The following is a 19680-nucleotide window of genomic DNA, read 5'->3' on the forward strand; positions in this document are numbered from 1 at the left end:
GAAAAAGGGGCTTGCGCCCCCTTTCCTTTGCTGATTTGGCTGTTTAGCTTAAGCTGCAACAGCCTTTTTCTTGCCAATGAACTTGCTAATCAATGGCCAGAACAGCAATAACAATGCAAACGCTGTAATGCCGCCTACCAAGTAGTTAGAGAAGAAAATATCTAAGCTTCCCTGTGAGAACAACATGGACTGGCGGAAGGAATCTTCTGCACGGTCGCCCAATACCAAAGCCAAGACCATTGGTGCCATTGGGTAATCGAGTTTTTTGAAGAGATAGCCTAGAACACCGAAACCTACCATCAACCAAACGTCGAACATCGCATTGTGGACGGTATAAGCACCTACCGCACAAATCACAATAATGACTGGCGCAATGATTGAGAAAGGAATTCTCAAGATAGAAGCAAACAGTGGTACGCAAGTTAATACAACAAACAAGCCTGCCAAGTTACCCAAGTACATACTAGCAATCAAGCCCCAAACAAAGTCTGGCTTCTCTACGAAGAGTAATGGGCCAGGTTGTAAGCCCCAGATCAACAAGCCACCGAGCAATACCGCTGCTGTTGGTGAACCTGGGATACCGAGGGACAGCATTGGCAGAAGCGCCGCAGTACCAGCAGCGTGAGCCGCTGTTTCTGGAGCAACAATACCTTCCATTTTTCCAGTACCAAACTTATCGCCTTCTTTGGATACCCGCTTAGCAACACCATACGCCATAAAGGAAGCTGGAGTAGCTCCGCCTGGAGTAATACCCATCCAGCAACCGATCAAGCAGCTACGTAATGAAGTAGCCCAGTACTTAGGCAATTGCTTCCAAGTTTCCCAAACTACCTTAGCGCGAATCTTGGCGGCCGCACCTTTAAACGCAAGGCCCTCTTCCATTGATAGCAGGATCTCACCAATACCAAATAAACCGATCACAGCAATCAAGAAGTCAAAGCCACGCATCAACTCTGGATTACCAAAAGTGAGGCGCAATTGACCTGTAACAGTATCCATGCCTACTGTTGCCAAGGCAAACCCGAGCATCATGGCAGAAATAGTTTTAAACGGCGACCCCTTATTCATACCCACAAAACTACAGAAGGTGAGTAAGTAAACCGAGAAGAATTCGGGTGGGCCAAATTGCAAGGCAAACTTAGCAACCAGTGGAGCCAAGAAGGTAATCATCACGATTGCAAAGAACGCACCGATAAATGAGGAGGTAAATGCTGCAGTTAAAGCCTCACCTGCTTTGCCATTCCGCGCCATTGGATAGCCATCAAAGGTTGTTGCAACCGACCACGGCTCACCTGGAATATTAAAGAGAATGGATGTAATCGCTCCACCAAATAATGCACCCCAATAAATGCAAGAGAGCATGATGATGGCTGATGTTGGAGGCATTGTGAAAGTCAATGGCAACAGAATCGCAATACCATTTGCACCACCAAGTCCTGGCAATACACCAATGATCACGCCAAGTGTGACACCAACCAACATTAACAATAAGTTAAAGGGTGTCATTGCAACGGCAAAGCCGCTGAATAGAGCGTTAATTTCTTCCAACTTGTACTCCTTTTATTCTAATTTTTTTAATTGTATTTTTTAGATCACACCAACAAACTCGAGCGGATTAAACCATGAGCCATGCGGCAATGGAACTTGGAACCAGAACTCGAACATGAGGTAAAGCGCTATGGTCACCCCAACTGATACCGCAATGGCTTTCCAAACGGCATACTTTCCTAACCACACCATAAAGATAGCAATGTAGAGAGCTGAAGCGACATAAATACCAATTAATTGCACGCCCAGCACAAAAATAATCGCCGGTATCAACACGGCCATCACCTGCTTTAAGGGCTCACGATCAACAAATGACTCTGTTTCCTTATTCTTATTGGTAATGACAGCCTGGAAAAGAGTGACTGAGCTTGAAATTAAAATAATTAAGCTAATGTAGAAAGGGAAATACCCTGCTTCCGGGCCATCAGCGCCCCAACTGGCACCAAGCTTAAGGCTTCCAATCATCACTGTGATGCCAAACGCAAGGAACAAGATAGCGGTAATGATATCGACGGTTCTAACGCTGATCGCTGAATCTTGATTTGTATTATTTGTATGTTCAGACATTTTTATATTTTTTTATAAAGTTAATTGATACATTTACTCAAAAAATAGGACCCCAGCATGAGGGGTCCTATCTTGTTTTACTAGGATTACTTAGCTAAGAAACCAGCTTCAGTCATTAATTGCTTATGTAACACTTCATTCAATGTCAACCAGTTATTAAATTCTTTACCGGTCATGAATGTTTGATTGAATGCACCATCAGCCATGAACTTTTTCCACTCTGCTGTCTCGCGTACTTTTTTGAACACATTGATGTAGTAATCAACCTGTTCTTGAGTCACACCAGGAGCCATGAAGATACCGCGCAACATGACGTAGTCAGTAGGTACGCCAACTTCTTTACAGGTTGGAACATCATTCCAAGATTGTGTTGGAGTGATCTTTTCTTTGTAAGGCATACGTGTATCGTCAAATACGCACTGTGCACGTAACTTACCAGCGCGCCACTGAGCAACTGCCTCAATTGGATTATTCACAGTGGAATCCACGTGGTTACCAACGAGTTGCACCGCTACATCGCCTCCCCCTTTAAATGGGATGTAAGTAAACTTGGTGCCAGTGGCTTTTTCAAGCGCAACAGTGATAATTTGGTCTTCTGATTTAGAGCCAGTACCACCCATTTTGAATTTACCTGGGCCAGCTGCTTTAGCGGCATCGATATATTCTTTTGGTGTCTTGTATGGCTTATCAGTATTAGTCCACAAAACAAACTGATCAAGAGCCAACATGGCTACTGGAGTAATGTCTTTCCAGTTGAATGGCACACCAGTTGCCAATGGGGTTGTAAACAAGTTAGATAGCGTAATCACGATCTTATTAGGATCGCCCTTAGCTTCTTTCATTGCCAAGAAGCCTTCAGCTCCTGCACCAGCACCCTTATTAACAGGAATGACTGCCTGCTTCATAAGGTTATTTTTTGTGATGATGCCTTGGATCATACGAGCCATTTGGTCAGCACCACCGCCAGGACCGGCAGGAATAATGAACTCAACTGGCTTAGTTGGCTCCCAAGCAGCAAAAGCAGGTGAAACACCGGCAGCACCGAGGGCCAATGCGGTGGAAATCAATGCCCCTTTTAACTTCATCTTCATGAACGCTCCTCCTATAAATGTTCAATACCAATATTACTTTGGCTTCTCTTGGTTGTGCATGGATTTTTATCCAAATCAGAGCACGATTACTTGATTACCATCAATAAATACCAAATGGCTTATTAGGGGTAACCCTAGAAAGTATTTTGTAGGAAAAATTTCTAACGGAAGCGATCTAAAAGCTTCTTGCTGACTTTATCTAGCTGGGCGGAGTCTTTGATCAAAAATTGGAGGCCATTGGAGTCGGCAATAAGCAGGATATTGCCAGCAATTCTTCGAATATCCTCCTCCCCTTTTAGGCGAATTCTGGTGGGGCCACGGTCGGTCTCTATATCCCAAATGCTCGGGGTAGCAAAAGTAGAGACCTTAGTAATTTTCTCAATCACGGGCATAAATTCACGGGCAGCCAACTCTTCTTCAATCAAGACTAACTCGCCTTCCGGAATGGCAGCAATACTGTCGAACCAACACAACTCCTTACCCGACTGGTCCATGATGGAGATTCCAGCACCAGGCTCGGTGATCGGGAAGGCTCTGACTGGATAGACCCCAACATGGTGAGTTCCGCCCTCATCTATGAAGACTAGGCGACCAAGAGCATCGCGCTCTAGCGCAGACTGCTTGTGATAATGGCTCATACCCCGCCCCCAGTTTCTTTGGCGATCATTTGTAAGCCCTCTTTTTCACGCAAGCCCTCATCAATGCTTTCGCCAATAGCGCCGCCTTCAACCAATTCTGCTGCGTGACGAAGTTGCGCTTGATACAGCGCGTAATATGCGCCCTGAGCATCCATGAGCTCGTCATGGGAACCAATCTCCACAATCTCGCCTTTATCAAGCACAACCAAACGATCTGCCTTTCTTAAAGTGGAGAGTCGATGGGCAATCGCGATCGTTGTGCGTCCCTTAACTAGGTTATCCAAAGCACGCTGAATTTCTTTTTCAGTTGTGGTGTCTACAGATGATGTAGCTTCATCCAAAATCAAAATACTTGGGTTAATCAATAATGCGCGTGCAATAGAGATACGCTGACGTTCACCACCCGAAAGAGATTGGCCACGCTCACCAACTAATGAGTCATAGCCAAGGGGGAGGCGAAGAATAAATTCATGAGCATGCGCAGCACGTGCAGCTTCAATAATTTCTTCACGAGTTGCCTCCGGTTTTCCGTAAGCAATATTTTCAGCTATTGTTCCAAAAAATAAAAATGGCTCCTGAAGAACTAAACCAATGCGCTTACGGTAGTCAGCAATTCGGATACTACGAATATCGCGTCCATCCAATGTAATAGAGCCAGCACTCACATCGTAGAAACGGCAAATCAAGTTCACGAGAGTACTCTTGCCAGAGCCACTGTGTCCAACTAGGCCAATCATCTCACCAGGAGCAATATCCAGATCAATGCCTTTAGAGACGGCACGATTGCCATAGCGGAAACCCACGCCCCGTAGAGAAATTCGGCCCCGAGTATCACCTAAAGGCGCCGGGTTGATGGGCTCGGGAACACTGGAGACATGATCCAAGATATCAAAAATACGCTTAGCGCCAGCAGCGGCTTTTTGCGTATGCGAAACGATGCGACTCATTGAATCAAGTCGAATATAGAACCGTCCAATGTAGGCAAGGAATGCGATGAGCACGCCAACAGTCACCTTTTGATGTGCCACCTGCCAAATACCAAAACCCCATACCACCAAGAGACCCGTCTCGGTTAAGAGGGTGACTGTTGGAGAAAATAATCCCCATACACGATTGACGCGATCATTAATTTGTAAGTTGTGTTTATTGGAATCAACAAAACGTTTCAGCTCGCGATCTTCCTGAGCAAATGCTTTGACTACCCGAATACCCGGAATCGTGTCAGCCAAGATATTGGTTACTTCAGACCAAACACGGTCAATCTTTTCAAAACCAAAGCGGAGCTTGTCTCGAACTACATGAATCATCCACACGATAAATGGCAATGGCGCCAAAGTGACCAAGGCAAGCAAAGGATCAATTGACACCAAAATTGCTGCCGTCATGGTGATCATGATGACATCGGTCGCAAAGTCTAAAGCGTAGAGCGATAGAAATACACAAATTCGGTCACTCTCAGCTCCGATACGCGCAATTAAGTCACCCGTTCTTTTACCGCCGAAGTACTCTAAAGACAGCTTCAGTAAATGCTCAAAAGTCGTATTACGTAGATCAGCGCCGATACGTTCACTCACTAATGCAAGTGAATAGGTTTTCCACCAACCGAGGCCCCAAGCAACAATTGCGGCAGCTAAAAGAGCTAGCAAATATTTAGTCGCTAAATCAAAATCAATTGGATTACCCTTTTCATAGGGAATCAATACGTGATCCATTAAAGGCATGGTCAAATACGGTGGAATGAGCGTCGCACCGGTTGAGAGCAAAGTCAGAACAAATCCTAGTAATAGCTCTTTCTTATAGGGGCGCGCAAAACGCCACAACTTCAATAGGATCCAAGTTGATGGAGGTGCATCCTCCTCTGGATCGCATATCGGACAAGCATCTGAATTAGCAGGCTTGGGGCTCAAACAAACTGGGCACACCTGCTTATCGTATTCGGAAACCTCGGGCTCTTGAGTGGCTAGATCGCCCTGCATTAACTGCCTAAAGCTGCTCTGTAGGCGCAATACCTGAGGATTAACAGCCAAGGTGAAATGCCAAAGGCGCAAGAGACTGGTCTCAGACTCCAGCTTCAGGTGTCCAACTCCAGCATGATCTCCATGCAAAAGATGCGCCCCAGAGCTAATGGGCCAGAATTCTGAGTGGGTGCCATCAGCCCAAAAAAGTCCCGCAGGAATCAAGCAAAGCAGACTTTTTTCAAAGCGCATTTCTCCATCAAGATCGAGCTCAACCCAGGCCAGTATTGAGCTCAGGTCTTTTACTGGGGATTGAGGAGCCTCTAAAACGCTAGCCCAATGACTTGGTGAAAGGGGTGTGGATGGAGAAATATCTGGCTTCATTCGTCCTAAAAGTATAGTGGAGCTAGATTCTTTAGATTTATTAACTATGTCAACTTTAGTGGGCTGAAAACCGTTAAATTACAAAACTAGGCTTTTTTATGCATTTTTGCTAATTTTGTGGATTTTCAATAATTATTAGAACTAGAGAGACAGTCCGAAACGTCCCCGCCCTCACTTCTTTAAGCGGCGCCGGCACTCCCCACACCACATATGCCCCAATTACTAGATAAAACCATTGAAATTCTGAGCCACAGACATCTTCGTGGCCCCAATATGTGGAGTTACAACCCAGCGCTTGAGGTATTGATCGATATTGGCGACCTAGAAGACTATCCATCAGACTTAATCCCAGGCTTTTATGATCGTCTGAGCAAGTGCCTTCCCAGCCTGCATGAGCATCGCTGTAGCTACGGAGAGCCTGGTGGATTTTTAAAGCGCGTTGAAGAGGGTACCTGGCCTGGACATATTCTCGAACACCTCACAATCGAATTGCAAAACTTAGCTGGTATTGCAGGCGGCTTTGGCCGAGCTCGCGATGGTGGACGCCGAGGTGTTTATAAAGTCATTGTGAGCGCCACTGAAGAGGCTGTGACATTGCAAGCCTTTCAATTTGCACGCGATCTTCTCCTCACCTTAATTAAAGATAATGGTGATGCGATTGCACAGAGAGAGCAGATCGTTGAAGCCCTTCGTGATATCAGTGATGATCTCTGCCTTGGACCAAGTACTGCATGCATCGTCCATGCTGCAACAGTTCGAGAAATTCCTCACATACGACTATCTAGTGGCAATTTAGTGCAACTGGGTTACGGCTCTAAACAACGACGTATCTGGACAGCGGAAACCGATCAAACCAGCGCTATCGCAGAAACCATCTCGCGTGATAAGGACCTCACTAAGAGCTTACTTGCAAGCGCAGGGGTCCCAACCCCTGAAGGTAGAACTGTTACGAGCCCAGATGATGCCTGGGAAGCTGCGCAAGATATTGGCTTACCTGTCGTTGTAAAACCGATTGATGGCAATCATGGCCGCGGCGTATTCATCAACCTCTACACCCAACAAGAAATTGAAGCGGCTTATGCCGTCGCAATTGAGGAAGGTAGCGAAGTTTTGGTTGAGCGCCACATCATTGGTGACGAACATCGCTTGTTGGTAGTGGGCAATAAAGTAGTAGCAGCCGCCAAGGGTGAAACCGTTTGGATCACTGGTGATGGTAAGCATACCGTTCTTGAACTCATTGAAATTCAGCTGAATTCCGATCCGCGTCGAGGTACAACTGAAGAGCATCCACTCAACCCAGTTCGTATTGATTCAGCCGTTGAGTTAGAACTGGCCCGTCAAAAATTATTGGGCAGCAGTATCCCAAGCATCGACCAACAAGTACTGATTCAGAGTAACGGTAATGTGGCATTCGATGTGACAGATTTAGTTCATCCTGAAGTAGCCTACCAAGTTGCCCTAGCTGCACGCGTAGTAGGATTAGAAATTGCTGGTGTTGACCTCGTCGCCCAGGATATTAGTAAACCGCTAGAGTCACAAAATGCTGCCATCGTTGAAGTGAATGCAGGCCCCGGCTTGTTGATGCACTTAAAACCTGCTAGCGGGAAACCCCAGCCGGTAGGCGAAGAGATTGCAAACCATTTGTTTCCTCCAGGCTACGATTTTAGAATTCCGATTGTTGGCATCAGCGGAAACTGTGGAAGAACCCTAGTTGCTGAAATGGTCGCGCATTTTATTAGACTGACAAATGCACATGTTGGACTCTCTACTAATCATGGCCTTTACTTCGGTAGCCGCACCATCAAGCAAACCTCGCGCTCCCATTGGGAAAATGCACGACGCACCCTACAAAATAGAGCCATTGAAGTTGCTGTCATTGAAAATGACAACTCATCCCTGTTACTAGAAGGTCTTGGGTATGACCAATGCCAAGTTGGCATCGTTCTCAATATTGATCCACTTAAACTCTTTCCCGAACATAACATTTGCGATGAGGATCAGCTATTTAACGTGGTTCGCACACAGGTTGATGTTGTATTACCGACTGGTACCAGCGTATTAAATGCAGATGATTCGATGATTATAAAAATGGCTGAGCTCAGTAAGGGTGAAGTAATGTATTTCTCCCAAGATCCAAGCTCTTCTGTGATAGCTGCCCATCAAGAGCAAAATGGCCGCTCGATCATTGTGGGCCCATCCGTCATCACCCTCAAACAGGGCAAATCAGATAAATTGCTTATCCCCATTCCACCCCTGGTTCAGAATTCAGCTCTTGATTGGGCTCCAAACTTAAGTCTTGCAGCTGCAATTGGGGCTGCTTGGGCTTTGGATATTCCGTTCAACGTTATCGAAGCTGGAGTTGAAACATTCGCCTCCAATTCCAATCCTCCAGTAGGCACTTAATTGGAAATTACTCGTATTCGCATGCTACGCGGCCCAAATTTATGGGGCCGCCACACAACCCTAGAGGCAATTGTTTCTTGCGATGAAACAGAGCGCTCAATCGATTCAATTCCACAGTTTGAAATCAAGATTCGAGAACGCTTTCCTCAATTAGGCAGCATGCGTCGCGGCGGACCGAATGAGAGTCTCTCCCTCGCACACGCTTTAGAATATGCCGCTTTAGGTCTTCAGGCGCAGGCGGGTTGCCCTGTTACCTTCAGCCGTACAGTAGAAACTCTTGATGCAGGTGTATACCAAGTCGTGGTGGAGTACACAGAAGAGGTTGTGGGGCGAATGGCCTTTGACTTTGCTTTTGGACTGATCCAGGCAACCCTTAGTGATGTGCCATTTGATCTAACAGCCGCCCTCTCAGAGTTAGAAGCCTTATATGAAGATGTGCGCTTAGGGCCGAGCACTGGATCTATCGTTGATGCTGCGGTCCAAAGAAATATCCCCTATCGCCGCATGACTGAGGGCAGCATGGTGCAGTTCGGATGGGGTAGTAAGCAAAAGCGTATTCAAGCTGCAGAAACCAGCAATACCAGCGCCATTGCCGAAGCGATTGCACAAGATAAAGAGCTCACGAAGAACCTTCTAGCATCCGCAGGTGTATCTGTTCCAGTTGGTGAAGTAGTGAGGACTGCTGATGATGCTTGGTGCGCGGCCCAAAGAATTGGCGGTCCGATTGTTCTTAAGCCAAAGGATGGCAATCAAGGCAAAGGTGTTGTTGCGAATATCCGAACAGAGGCAGAAGTACGTGCTGGTTTTGTAGTCACGCAAGCCTTTGGTCGAGAAACTATTATTGAGCGCTACCTACCAGGCGCAGACTATCGCTTACTAGTTGTTGGCAATCGTCTCTGTGCTGCTGCACGTCGCGAACCCGCTCAAATAGTTGGCGATGGCAAACATAACATCGCTGAACTGGTAGACCTAGAAAACAAAAATCCATTGCGTGGTGATGGCCATGCAACTGCACTTACAAAGATTCGATTTGATGACATTGCTCTTGCGCACTTAGCTAGCAATAAACTCACTCCACAGTATGTTCCTAAAATTGGTGAACGTGTTCTACTCCGCCATAATGCAAACCTCAGCACTGGCGGGACTGCTACTGATGTAACTGATGACGTTCATCCTGACGTTGCTGCTAGTGCAATTGCTGCCGCACAGATGATTGGGCTAGATATTGCTGGTGTTGATATTCTATGCGAGGCGATTTATAAGCCTTTAGAAGCTCAAGGTGGGGGTATCGTTGAAGTAAATGCTGCTCCAGGCCTGCGGATGCATCTCAAGCCCTCTTATGGAAAAAGCCGCCCCGTTGGTGAGGACATTATTAATATGATGTATCCACCAGGGGAAGATGGTCGCATTCCAGTTGTTGCTGTAACGGGTACCAATGGTAAAACTACGACTGTTCGCCTCATTTCTCATTTACTTAATGAGACTGGCTTACGCGTGGGCATGACCACTACAGATGGTGTTTACATCAATCATCGCCTGATTGATTCGGGTGATTGCAGCGGCCCCAAGAGTGCTCGCAATGTATTAATGCATCCAGATGTCGATGCCGCTGTTCTAGAAACTGCTCGGGGCGGAATGCTACGCGAAGGTCTGGGCTTTGATCGCTGTGAAGTTGCTGTCGTTACCAATATTGGCGAAGGCGATCACCTCGGCCTCAACTACATCAATAGTGTTGAGGAGTTGGCGACACTCAAGAGAGTTGTTGTTCAAAACGTAGCGATAACTGGGGCCGCAGTCCTCAATGCCACTGATCCCATGGTGGTCAAGATGGAGAAGGTCTGTGCTGGCGACGTCATTTTCTTTGCACCAAATCAACACCACCCTGTCATTGCAGCCCATCGTGCCAAAAATAAAAAAGTGATCTATTTTGATGGTGCCAATATTATTTGCTCCAAAGGAGAGTCTACATCCTTACGCTTCCCTGTGAGCGAGATACCACTCACTCAAAATGGTGTTTTAGGCTTTCAAATTGAAAACGTGATGGCTTCAGTTGGTGCTGCTTGGGCTTTAGGCTTAGACGGAGAAAAGATTGCCAGCGGCCTTCGCTCTTTTGAGAGCACTGCTAATGCAGTGCCAGGACGCTTCAATCAATTCCAACACAAAGGCGCTACCGTCATTGCTGACTATGGCCATAACCCAGATGCAATGCGTGCTTTAGCGAGCGCAATCGAGGCGATGAAGCCAAAGCGAAGCCACGTAGTGATTAGCGGCGCCGGCGATCGTCGTGATGAAGATATTCGCGATCTCACTCGCATTCTTGGCAATAGCTTTGATCATGTGATCCTTTATCAAGATCAGTGCCAACGCGGTCGCGAGGATGGGGAGGTACTTCAACTTCTACAAGAGGGTTTAGTGGGTACCAAGAAAGCAAAGCAGGTCAAAGAGATCACCGGCGAATTCCTCGCTATTGATACTGCCCTCAATGATTTATCTGCTGGGGATATCTGCCTGATCCTGATTGATCAGGTTGAAGAGTCTCTGGCCTACCTTAAACAGCAGGTTAAGCCTTAATCATCTGATTTTTTGGGAGACTCCCTAAACTAAAAAAACTCTTGCTATTAGCTTTGCTATCAATGCCTTAGGGCTGAGTATGGTAATGCTGTAATCGCTCGACTTCTTCTTTGGATCCCAACATCACCGAGACACGCTCATGCAACTCAGTGGGAACCATATCCATAATTAATTGGTCCCCATTAGTCGATACGCCGCCAGCCTGCTCCACCAAGAAACTCATAGGGTTTGCTTCATACATCAGGCGTAGCTTTCCTGGCTTATGTGGCTCACGTTGATCCCAGGGATACATAAAGACACCACCACGCGATAAGACACGGTGAACATCGGCAACCATCGATGCAATCCAACGCATATTGAAGTCTTTATCGCGCTCGCCACTCACACCAGCTAGGCACTCATCTACATAGCGACGCACAGGCTCAGCCCAGTGACGCATATTAGACATATTGATAGCAAACTCTTTGGTGGAATGTGAAATCTCTACCGCATGCTTAATTAAGACAAATTCCCCTGTCAACTTATTTAGCGTGAACATCACTACGCCATCGCCCAGCGTTAATGCCATAGTCGTTTGCGGGCCGTAGACAACATAACCCGCAGCCACCTGGTGGCGGCCTGATAATAAGAAATCAGTTGTCTGTAATGGTGCTTTAGGATCTTGCTTCTTAAGAACCGAAAAAATTGTGCCAATAGATACATTCACATCAATATTGGATGAACCATCCAATGGATCAAATAATAGCAAGTAGTCTCCCGTTCCCTGAACAGGGAGCGGCAACTCCATTTCTTCTGAGGCTAAGCCCGCTAGAGACTTGCATCCCTGCACGCCATCAATTAATAGGTCGTTAGCAATCACATCTAACTTTTGCTGAACTTCGCCCTGGACGTTACCAGTTCCAGCAGATCCCAACAAGCCAATCAGGGCGCCTTGAGCAACTTCATGACTTAAAGTCGAGCAGGTATCTGCAACTGCTAATAACAGCTCTTGCAAACCAGCAGGAATATCCCCACCCTTCACTTTGGTGGATGACAAGTATTGCTTAACATTAGTATTGAAGGCACTTGAAGCGGTCAAAAGGATTTTCTCCGTAATAGGTTTATTTCTGAATGAGCTCTATTTTGCCTCGTTCTAGACCAATCAACTGCCCAAGGCCTTAGAAACTACCTCTTTCACATCCGCAGAGAGGGTTTCGGATGCTGCAACCCGCCTTAAGGCTACCAGCATTTGCTCCTGATATACCGGCGCAAACTGACGCCAGCGATCTAATCCTCTAGCCAAACGAGCAGCAATTTGTGGGTTAATTGGGTCTAAAGCAAGTACAGATTCTGCCCAAAATGCATAACCACTACCATCCACTTGATGAAAGCTAGCGGGGTTATTCATGCAAAAAGCATGAATCACACTACGAACACGATTGGGGTTATTCATTTTGAAAGCTTCATGCTGACGCAAACGCTTGACTTCATTCAAGGTGGATTCAGCATTAGCTACTGGTGGTCTACTGGATTGCAATGCAAACCACTTATCAATCACTAGAGCATCATCGGCAAACCGGGTATAAAAGTCAGCCAAGCAAGATGCTGCTGATTTCGATCCATGAATCACCAAACCAGCTAAAGCAGCATATCGGTCAGTCATGTTGTCAGCATTCTGATATTGATTCACCGCCATGGGTGCCCAGATCAATGGATCCGCTTCGAGCAACATACTCAATGCTAGATTTTTTAAAGCACGCTTACCGGCACTTGCTGCATCAGGATTAAAGGTTCCCGGGGTTTGCATCTGCTGATAGAGGGCGGCCCACTCAATGCGTAACTCACTGGCAATAGCGTGACGGAAAGCGCGACGGGAAGCATAGATCTGCTGAGGATCAACACTGGCACACTGCTCATACAAATAAGTCTCCACAGGCAAGGTCAATGCCAGCTCTTTGAAGGCGGGATCTAATTCAGGATCAGTCAAGAGCTTGCGATAAGCCTCGATCAGCGCTTTATCAGGTAAGCGATTACCCAGAATCATTTGCATAGCAAGTTTCTGACCAGCCTCCCAACGATTAAAGGCATCGTCATCACTCGAGAACATAGTCAGTAAATCGGCCTCAGCTTGATCAAAGTCTAAATGAATTGGGGCTGAGAAATTACGATTAATCGACAGCACTGGATGGCTTAACACCTGATCAAATGTCCAAGTCTGCTGACCTTGAGTCAATTCCAGCAAAGTCTCGACCTGATCATCCGAGGTAGTGAGCAAGCGCATCTTCAATGGAATATGAAAAGGCTTGCTATCTTTGTGCGCTATATTTTTTGAAGGACTTTGCGTTAAGGTAACTTGGTATCGCTTTTTATCTGCGTCGTAGGATTCTTCTACCTTGACCATGGGAGTTCCCGCCTGGCTATACCAATGTCTGAACTGAGAAAGGTCGCGGCCATTGGCATCTGCCATAGCAGCCAAAAAATCATCGCAAGTAACCGCTTGACCATCGTGTCGCTTGAAGTAAAGATCCATCCCTTTACGGAAACCCTCAATACCTAAGAGAGTTTGATACATGCGAACGACTTCAGCACCCTTCTCATATACCGTCACGGTATAAAAGTTATTAATCTCTTGATACTCATCTGGCCGAATTGGATGTGCCATTGGGCCAGCATCTTCAGGAAACTGAAGTTGGCGTAATAAACGCACATCCTCAATACGCTTGACTGCCCTGCCAGATTCGCTACCCATTTGATCCGCAGAAAACTCTTGGTCACGGAATACCGTTAAGCCCTCTTTAAGAGAAAGCTGGAACCAATCACGACAAGTTACACGGTTTCCAGTCCAATTATGAAAGTACTCATGAGCCACGACGCTTTCAATATTGGCAAAGTCGGCATCCGTTGCAGTCTCTGCTTGAGCAAGAACATACTTGGTATTAAAAATATTGAGGCCCTTGTTCTCCATGGCGCCCATATTGAAATCACCTACCGCCACAATCATGAAGCGCTCGAGGTCTAGCTCAAGACCGTAGCGTTGCTCATCCCAATGAATAGAGGCAATCAAAGAATCCATCGCATGACGGGTCTTTTTCAAGTCATGAGGCTCCACCCAAATTTGTAATAACTTTTTCGCGCCACTACTAGTGATGATGGTTTCCTCAATACATTCAAGCTTACCGGCCACTAAGGCAAATAAGTAAGATGGCTTTGGAAACGGGTCTTCCCAGACCGCGCTATGCCAGCCATTCGGTAATTTTTCAGTACTGATTAAGTTTCCATTTGATAACAATACTGGATACTCCAGCTCACGAGCACGCAGAGTCACGTGATAACGCGCCATCACATCCGGTCTATCGAGGAAGTAAGTAATCTTTCTAAATCCCTCAGCTTCACACTGGGTAAAGAAATTTCCATTAGAAACATACAGACCCATGAGTGAGGTATTTTTCTCGGGCACACAGACGCAGATAATTTCAACGATGAAGGCATTCTTACCTTCATTTGGCAAGGCATGAATAGTCAGCGCCTCAGGATTCAGCTCAAACTGGCGATGGGCTTCACCATTAATACGCAAACTGACAAACTCAAGCTCATGGCCCTGCAAAACCAGAGGCGCACCATCCACATGGCCCACCCCAGGAAGAACCTCTAGGCGACTCTTCACAATCGTCCTAGCGGGATCTAGAGCAATGTCTAAGTCAACCTTTGAGAAGGTATAAATTGGAGAACGGTATTCGAGCCTGCGAAAGCTCTGTGGCAGATCAGTTTTCATAGGACAATTTTAAGCCCCACGGAAAAATTCAGCCTAACTAAGCCCAAATAAGAGTGGTAATGCCGATCGCGATGAAGCTGATAGCAGCAAGGATATGCACCCACTGAATAGGCAAACGTTTAGTAAATTTTTGCCCAATCCAAACCGCTGGGGCATTAGCCATCATCATCCCCAAAGTGGTGCCAACTGTTACTGAAAAGACATCGGTATATTTGGCGCCCAAGGCGATCGTTGCTATTTGAGTCTTATCACCCATCTCTGCCAAGAAAAAGAGTCCAACTGTCAGCATGAATACTGACAATGCTCTATCAGCCACCCTTGATCCTGCGGCATCATCAATACGATCGGGCACCAAGAGCCAAAGCCCAATTCCCAAGAAGCTTAATCCTAAAATCCATCTCAGAAGATCTGGACTCATGAAAGTCGTAAGCCAATGCCCCAAAAATGCAGCACAAGCATGGTTTGCAATAGTGGCAATGAATATCCCGCCAATAATGGCAAGAGCCTGCTTAGGGTAGCGCGAAGCTAGCATCAAAGAGAGTAATTGGGTTTTATCACCCATCTCAGCAAGTGCAACTACGCCAGTAGAAAGTGCTAATGCAGATAAGTCCATCTGTAGAATGATAGAGGAAAGCTTGGGGACCTAGACCCCCAAGACATAGAATCTAAAAAACCACTGGAAATAACTAGGCTGCTAACAACTCTTCCGCTGGCACAAAATCAATCTTCTGCGCCTTGGCTACTGGCTCGGATGTGATGTTACCTCGGTGAATGCTCAAGCCATTTCGCAGATGATGATCTTGAGATAGCGCCTTTTCCATGCCACTGTTTGCTAAAGCCTCGATGAATGGGTATGTTGCATTCGTCAATGCAAAGGTAGAGGTTCTAGCAACTGCACCGGGCATATTCGCTACACAGTAGTGCAATACACCATCCACAATAAAGGTAGGGTCAGTATGCGTAGTAGGCTTTGATGTCTCAAAACAACCGCCTTGATCAATTGCTACGTCAACCACTACTGCTCCTGTCTTCATTTTGCGCACCATCTCTCTCGTGACTAATTTGGGTGCTGCGGCGCCAGGCAAGAGTACGGCACCAATGACAACATCTGCCTCGCAAACCTCCAACTCCACCAAAAGTGGATCGGCATAAAAGGTTCTAACGCGATTACCGTAAAGCGTATCGATCTGCCTTAAGCAGTCAATATTACGATCAAAAATGCATACATCCGCACCCATACCAACGGCCATTTGCAAGGCATTCCGTCCAACCACTCCAGCGCCTAAGATCACTACCCTTGCAGGCGCAACACCAGGAACACCCGCCATCAAGATACCCAATCCCCCATTGGTTTTCTCAAGATGGGTGGCGGCTGCTTGAATAGACATTCTGCCTGCAACCTCACTCATCGGAGCTAAAAGAGGGAGAGTTCCATTAAAAGATGTGACTGTCTCATAAGCAATGCAGCTGGCGCCTGATGCAAGCAATGCTTTTGTTTGCTGCGGATCTGGCGCTAGATGCAAATAGGTAAAAAGGATTTGGTCTTCGCGCAACATAGCACACTCCTGTGGCTGAGGCTCCTTCACTTTCACCACCATCTCCGCTTTCGCAAACACTTCGGCAGCACTATTAATTAAAGTGGCGCCAGCTAAACGATAGGACTCATCGCTCAAGCCAATTTGCTCGCCCGCTCCACGCTGAACCAGAATGGAATGACCTCGCTTACATAAGCCTCTGACATTACCAGGGGTTAGGCCAACACGAAATTCATTATTTTTTACTTCTTGAGGTACGCCAACAATCATTTATGTCTCCTTATTTGAATTCACGACTCAGTTTTGTTTTGCGATGCAAGCCAACGATGTAGAACATGGCGAGATACACACCTAATAAGCACGGACCTAAGACCAGTGCAATCCGCGCATCCTCATGAAATCCCATCAACACGACTACCAAAGTAATAAATGCCAATGCGAACCACGATGAATAGGGCCACCAGGGTGTGCGATATGCCAACTCAGCAACCTGGACCCTGGTAAGTGAACGACGAAACTGAATTTGTGTGAACAAAATAGCAATCCACACCATCAAGCCAATGAAGGTAACTGCCGCCATGACGTATTGAAACGCCTTATCTGGAACAAAATAGTTCAGCACGACACCAGTCATACAAACCGCCACTGTCGCCATCACTGCACGATGGGGAACGCCATACTTCGATAGCTTGGCAAATGGTGATGGCGCATAACCATTGACTGACAGCGCATATAAGAGTCTTCCGCCACTAAAGATGCCAGCGTTACAGGATGACAAGGCAGCGGTAATTACTACAAAGTTAATAATTCCAGCAGCCTCACGTAACCCTATTCGCTCAAACATCACCACGAATGGACTACCTTGTTGGCCAACCTCATTCCAAGGAAAGATCGCTAAGATGACGAGGATCGCGCCCATATAAAAGATTAAGATGCGCCACGCTAATGAATCAATTGCCATCGGAATGGTTTTGCGAGGATTCTCTGCCTCACCAGCAGATAAGCCAATCATTTCAATACCAACGTAAGCAAATAAAACCATCTGCAAAGACAGTAGCATTCCACTAATACCGTTTGGAAAGAAGCCTCCGTGTTTCCATAAGTTACTCAAGCCAATGGGATTCCAGTCATTTGTGAAACCAAAGAGAATGACTGAGCCACCTAATGCGATCATGGCAATGATGGCAACAACCTTGATCAGAGCAAACCAAAACTCAAATTCACCAAAGACCTTAACCGCAATGAGATTTATCAGACCCATCATCAGAATAGAAGATAAGGCCCATATCCACTGAGGTGTTTCAGGAAACCAAATGCCCATGTAAATACCAACAGCAGTGACTTCGGCAATGCCAACAACTACCCAGTAAGTCCAATAACCCCAGCCGACCATATAACCTGCAAGCGGGCCAACATACGTATTGGCATATGCCGCAAATGAACCTGCGACTGGTTCATGTACCGCCATCTCGCCTAAGGTGCGAAGCACAATGAAGGCGACAATGCCAGCCAATAGATATCCCAACAAGATTGAAGGTCCCGCGATTTGAATCGCACTTGCCGAGCCTAGAAATAATCCAACACCGATAGTAGATCCCAAAGCCATGAGGCGAATGTGCCGCACTTTGAGGTGGCGTTGTAAACCAGTTTGTTCAGTCTGCAAAAGAGACCTCCTTTCAATTTGCCGTTGGTAAGTCACCAACGAGGCAAAGTCTATGGAGGACTGCGCTTCTACACTAGAGGATAAAAATGCCTAAAGTTCTAAAACAAATAAATATGATGCCCAAGAATTGAACTAAGCAAGTAAGCATCTGCTTGAGAGGAAATTAATTAATTTTGGATGACATCAGAATCCGTAATTTCCTACAGGGATTCCCCTAGGGATTTATTGATAGATTTTGGGGAATGACTTGCTGAGCAGCAATAAGATTTAACACTTCGGCAGCCGCAGCAAAACCACACGCCGCAGTCACCATGACTGTTGATCCGTACCCCGAGCATGCAAGACCGCCACTGGCAACCCCAGCTCGAGGCTCATGAGAGTAAATCGCTCGAATACCAATTTTTCTCTTTAGATTTCTTGAGAAGCCATGATCCTGCCTCAGGCCTTGACGCACCTTTGCCAGTAAGGCATCTTGCTCGGTTCGAGAAAGATCGTCGCAGCGCACAGAAGTAGGATCTGATTTTCCGCCAGCTGCGCCACACATCACTAACGCACGTTGATTTTTATTTGCCCAAACTGCTAAAGCAATTTTGGTTTGCACCGAATCAGTTGCATCCAAAATAATCGCATTGTCTGGAATTAAAGTATCTAGATTTTCTGGCTCCAAAAACGCATCATGCATGGTAAGCGTAATCTCAGGATTGATTTGGCGGATGCGATTGGTCATGACTTGTACTTTTGCCTTGCCGTACTCACCCTCTAAGGCATGTAACTGACGGTTGGTATTGCTTTCCGCAATATGATCAAAATCGATGAGAACGAGATGGCCAATCGCTGTGCGCGCCAGAGCTTCCGCAGCCCAAGAGCCAACCCCACCCAAGCCTGCAACAACAACAGTAGCATGTCGAAAACGTTCGCGAAGTTCCGGGCCATATAAGCGTGATACACCTCCAAAACGACGCTCGTCGAAACTTTGCTCCATTAGGTCTGAACAACAGTAAAGCTATCACGCTTTACCTTAATCATGTTAGTGCCTTCAATCCGAATGAGATTGGTGGGGGCCAGTCGGGATGGCGAATGAATATCTCCCTCGTTATATACATAAACTTCCCCAGGCGTTAGTGTATAAGCGCGTGAGGCCCGAACTTTTCCTGAGTTATCACCTTGAGGTTTCTCGATCAACTCATAATCGGTCATCTGAGTTTCTCCATCAGCTTGACCATAGATAGCCCATGAGTGAGCGTGATCATGCGGGCCAGAAGTTTTGGGGCCTTTGTAGGAATGCGCCAAAATGCAGAAACCTAAATCAGGGTCCTCATAAAGCAACTCGCGCTCCCCTGCATTCGGCAAAAAATATCCTTGCAAGGTTTGACGATCAGCCAAGAATTGCTTTAATAATTCAGCCACACGAACCCTTCCAGATGGGCTGTTATCCTGCTGCAAAATGGTACGGCATTGAAGGGCAAATTGGTTGAGATCTAAATTCAAGACATATTCTCCTGTAAATGAGTATCTACTATATTTCCATTCTACAAGAGCCCCTTTAATGCCGTTTGATTAAGGGGTATCAGAGA

At 46.4% G+C, this 19680-nt stretch carries 14 protein-coding genes; 2 read left to right on the plus strand and 12 right to left on the minus strand.

Annotated features, from left to right (window positions below; genetic code table 11):
• Positions 1 to 48: 48 nt before the first annotated feature.
• From ICN43_RS09680 to ICN43_RS09700, 5 genes are all read right to left on the minus strand, one after another.
• Positions 49 to 1548 (minus strand): tripartite tricarboxylate transporter permease, encoded by a 1500-nt coding sequence (locus tag ICN43_RS09680; protein WP_216199320.1) that lies wholly within the window; start codon positions 1546 to 1548, stop codon positions 49 to 51.
• A gap of 39 nt (positions 1549 to 1587) precedes the next feature.
• The gene (locus tag ICN43_RS09685; protein WP_216199322.1) at positions 1588 to 2115 is read right to left on the minus strand and encodes a tripartite tricarboxylate transporter TctB family protein; all 528 of its coding nucleotides are present in this window, start codon (positions 2113 to 2115) and stop codon (positions 1588 to 1590) included.
• Positions 2116 to 2201: 86 nt separating this feature from the next.
• The gene (locus ICN43_RS09690; RefSeq protein ID WP_216200056.1) at positions 2202 to 3200 is read right to left on the minus strand and encodes a tripartite tricarboxylate transporter substrate binding protein; all 999 of its coding nucleotides are present in this window, start codon (positions 3198 to 3200) and stop codon (positions 2202 to 2204) included.
• Between the two features lie 167 nt (positions 3201 to 3367).
• Complete coding sequence (locus ICN43_RS09695) at positions 3368 to 3844, minus strand: DUF1854 domain-containing protein (protein ID WP_216199324.1); 477 nt, start codon at positions 3842 to 3844, stop codon at positions 3368 to 3370.
• The gene (locus ICN43_RS09700; RefSeq protein WP_216199326.1) at positions 3841 to 6183 is read right to left on the minus strand and encodes an ABC transporter ATP-binding protein; all 2343 of its coding nucleotides are present in this window, start codon (positions 6181 to 6183) and stop codon (positions 3841 to 3843) included. Before ICN43_RS09700 ends, ICN43_RS09695 begins: the two co-directional genes overlap by 4 nt.
• A gap of 210 nt (positions 6184 to 6393) precedes the next feature.
• Here ICN43_RS09700 and cphA (ICN43_RS09705) point away from each other — a divergent pair, with 210 nt between their 5' ends.
• Both cphA (ICN43_RS09705) and cphA (ICN43_RS09710) read left to right on the plus strand, forming a co-directional pair.
• The gene (gene cphA / locus ICN43_RS09705) at positions 6394 to 8586 is read left to right on the plus strand and encodes a cyanophycin synthetase (RefSeq protein WP_216199328.1); all 2193 of its coding nucleotides are present in this window, start codon (positions 6394 to 6396) and stop codon (positions 8584 to 8586) included.
• Positions 8587 to 11157: a cyanophycin synthetase gene (cphA, locus tag ICN43_RS09710; protein WP_216199330.1), complete on the plus strand. Its 2571-nt coding sequence runs from the start codon at positions 8587 to 8589 to the stop codon at positions 11155 to 11157.
• Between the two features lie 67 nt (positions 11158 to 11224).
• On the opposite strand, the gene ICN43_RS09715 is transcribed toward cphA (ICN43_RS09710), so the two are convergent.
• The 7 genes from ICN43_RS09715 to ICN43_RS09745 all read right to left on the minus strand — a co-directional run bounded on the left by ICN43_RS09715 (position 11225) and on the right by ICN43_RS09745 (position 19594).
• The gene (locus ICN43_RS09715; protein ID WP_216199341.1) at positions 11225 to 12235 is read right to left on the minus strand and encodes a class 1 fructose-bisphosphatase; all 1011 of its coding nucleotides are present in this window, start codon (positions 12233 to 12235) and stop codon (positions 11225 to 11227) included.
• Between the two features lie 63 nt (positions 12236 to 12298).
• A complete protein-coding gene (pepN, locus tag ICN43_RS09720) occupies positions 12299 to 14908 on the minus strand; it encodes an aminopeptidase N (RefSeq protein ID WP_216199343.1) in 2610 nt (869 codons plus the stop codon).
• Between the two features lie 37 nt (positions 14909 to 14945).
• Entirely contained in the window at positions 14946 to 15521 is a 576-nt protein-coding gene (locus ICN43_RS09725; protein ID WP_216199345.1) for a TMEM165/GDT1 family protein, read from the minus strand.
• Between the two features lie 73 nt (positions 15522 to 15594).
• Positions 15595 to 16713 (minus strand): alanine dehydrogenase, encoded by a 1119-nt coding sequence (gene ald / locus ICN43_RS09730; protein WP_216199347.1) that lies wholly within the window; start codon positions 16711 to 16713, stop codon positions 15595 to 15597.
• 10 nt (positions 16714 to 16723) lie between these two features.
• Positions 16724 to 18049, minus strand: a complete 1326-nt coding sequence (locus ICN43_RS09735; RefSeq protein ID WP_304609232.1) for an amino acid permease — start codon at positions 18047 to 18049, stop codon at positions 16724 to 16726.
• Positions 18050 to 18320: 271 nt separating this feature from the next.
• The gene (locus ICN43_RS09740; protein WP_216199351.1) at positions 18321 to 19088 is read right to left on the minus strand and encodes a ThiF family adenylyltransferase; all 768 of its coding nucleotides are present in this window, start codon (positions 19086 to 19088) and stop codon (positions 18321 to 18323) included.
• A complete protein-coding gene (locus ICN43_RS09745; protein ID WP_216199352.1) occupies positions 19088 to 19594 on the minus strand; it encodes a hypothetical protein in 507 nt (168 codons plus the stop codon). Before ICN43_RS09745 ends, ICN43_RS09740 begins: the two co-directional genes overlap by 1 nt.
• Positions 19595 to 19680 lie beyond the last annotated feature (86 nt).

It is taken from the genome of Polynucleobacter sp. UK-Mo-2m-Kol15, from assembly GCF_018881505.1.
Taxonomy (GTDB): domain Bacteria; phylum Pseudomonadota; class Gammaproteobacteria; order Burkholderiales; family Burkholderiaceae; genus Polynucleobacter.

Excerpts from the sequence above, each read along its gene's own strand:
- ICN43_RS09685 (WP_216199322.1), bottom strand. The coding sequence starts at position 2,115 with ATGTCTGAACATACAAATAATACAAATCAAGATTCAGCGATCAGCGTT.
- ICN43_RS09690 (WP_216200056.1), bottom strand. The coding sequence starts at position 3,200 with ATGAAGTTAAAAGGGGCATTGATTTCCACCGCATTGGCCCTCGGTGCT.
- ICN43_RS09695 (WP_216199324.1), bottom strand. The coding sequence starts at position 3,844 with ATGAGCCATTATCACAAGCAGTCTGCGCTAGAGCGCGATGCTCTTGGT.
- ICN43_RS09700 (WP_216199326.1), bottom strand. The coding sequence starts at position 6,183 with ATGAAGCCAGATATTTCTCCATCCACACCCCTTTCACCAAGTCATTGG.
- cphA (WP_216199328.1), top strand. The coding sequence starts at position 6,394 with ATGCCCCAATTACTAGATAAAACCATTGAAATTCTGAGCCACAGACAT.
- pepN (WP_216199343.1), bottom strand. The coding sequence starts at position 14,908 with ATGAAAACTGATCTGCCACAGAGCTTTCGCAGGCTCGAATACCGTTCT.
- ICN43_RS09725 (WP_216199345.1), bottom strand. The coding sequence starts at position 15,521 with ATGGACTTATCTGCATTAGCACTTTCTACTGGCGTAGTTGCACTTGCT.
- ald (WP_216199347.1), bottom strand. The coding sequence starts at position 16,713 with ATGATTGTTGGCGTACCTCAAGAAGTAAAAAATAATGAATTTCGTGTT.
- ICN43_RS09735 (WP_304609232.1), bottom strand. The coding sequence starts at position 18,049 with ATGGCTTTGGGATCTACTATCGGTGTTGGATTATTTCTAGGCTCGGCA.
- ICN43_RS09740 (WP_216199351.1), bottom strand. The coding sequence starts at position 19,088 with ATGGAGCAAAGTTTCGACGAGCGTCGTTTTGGAGGTGTATCACGCTTA.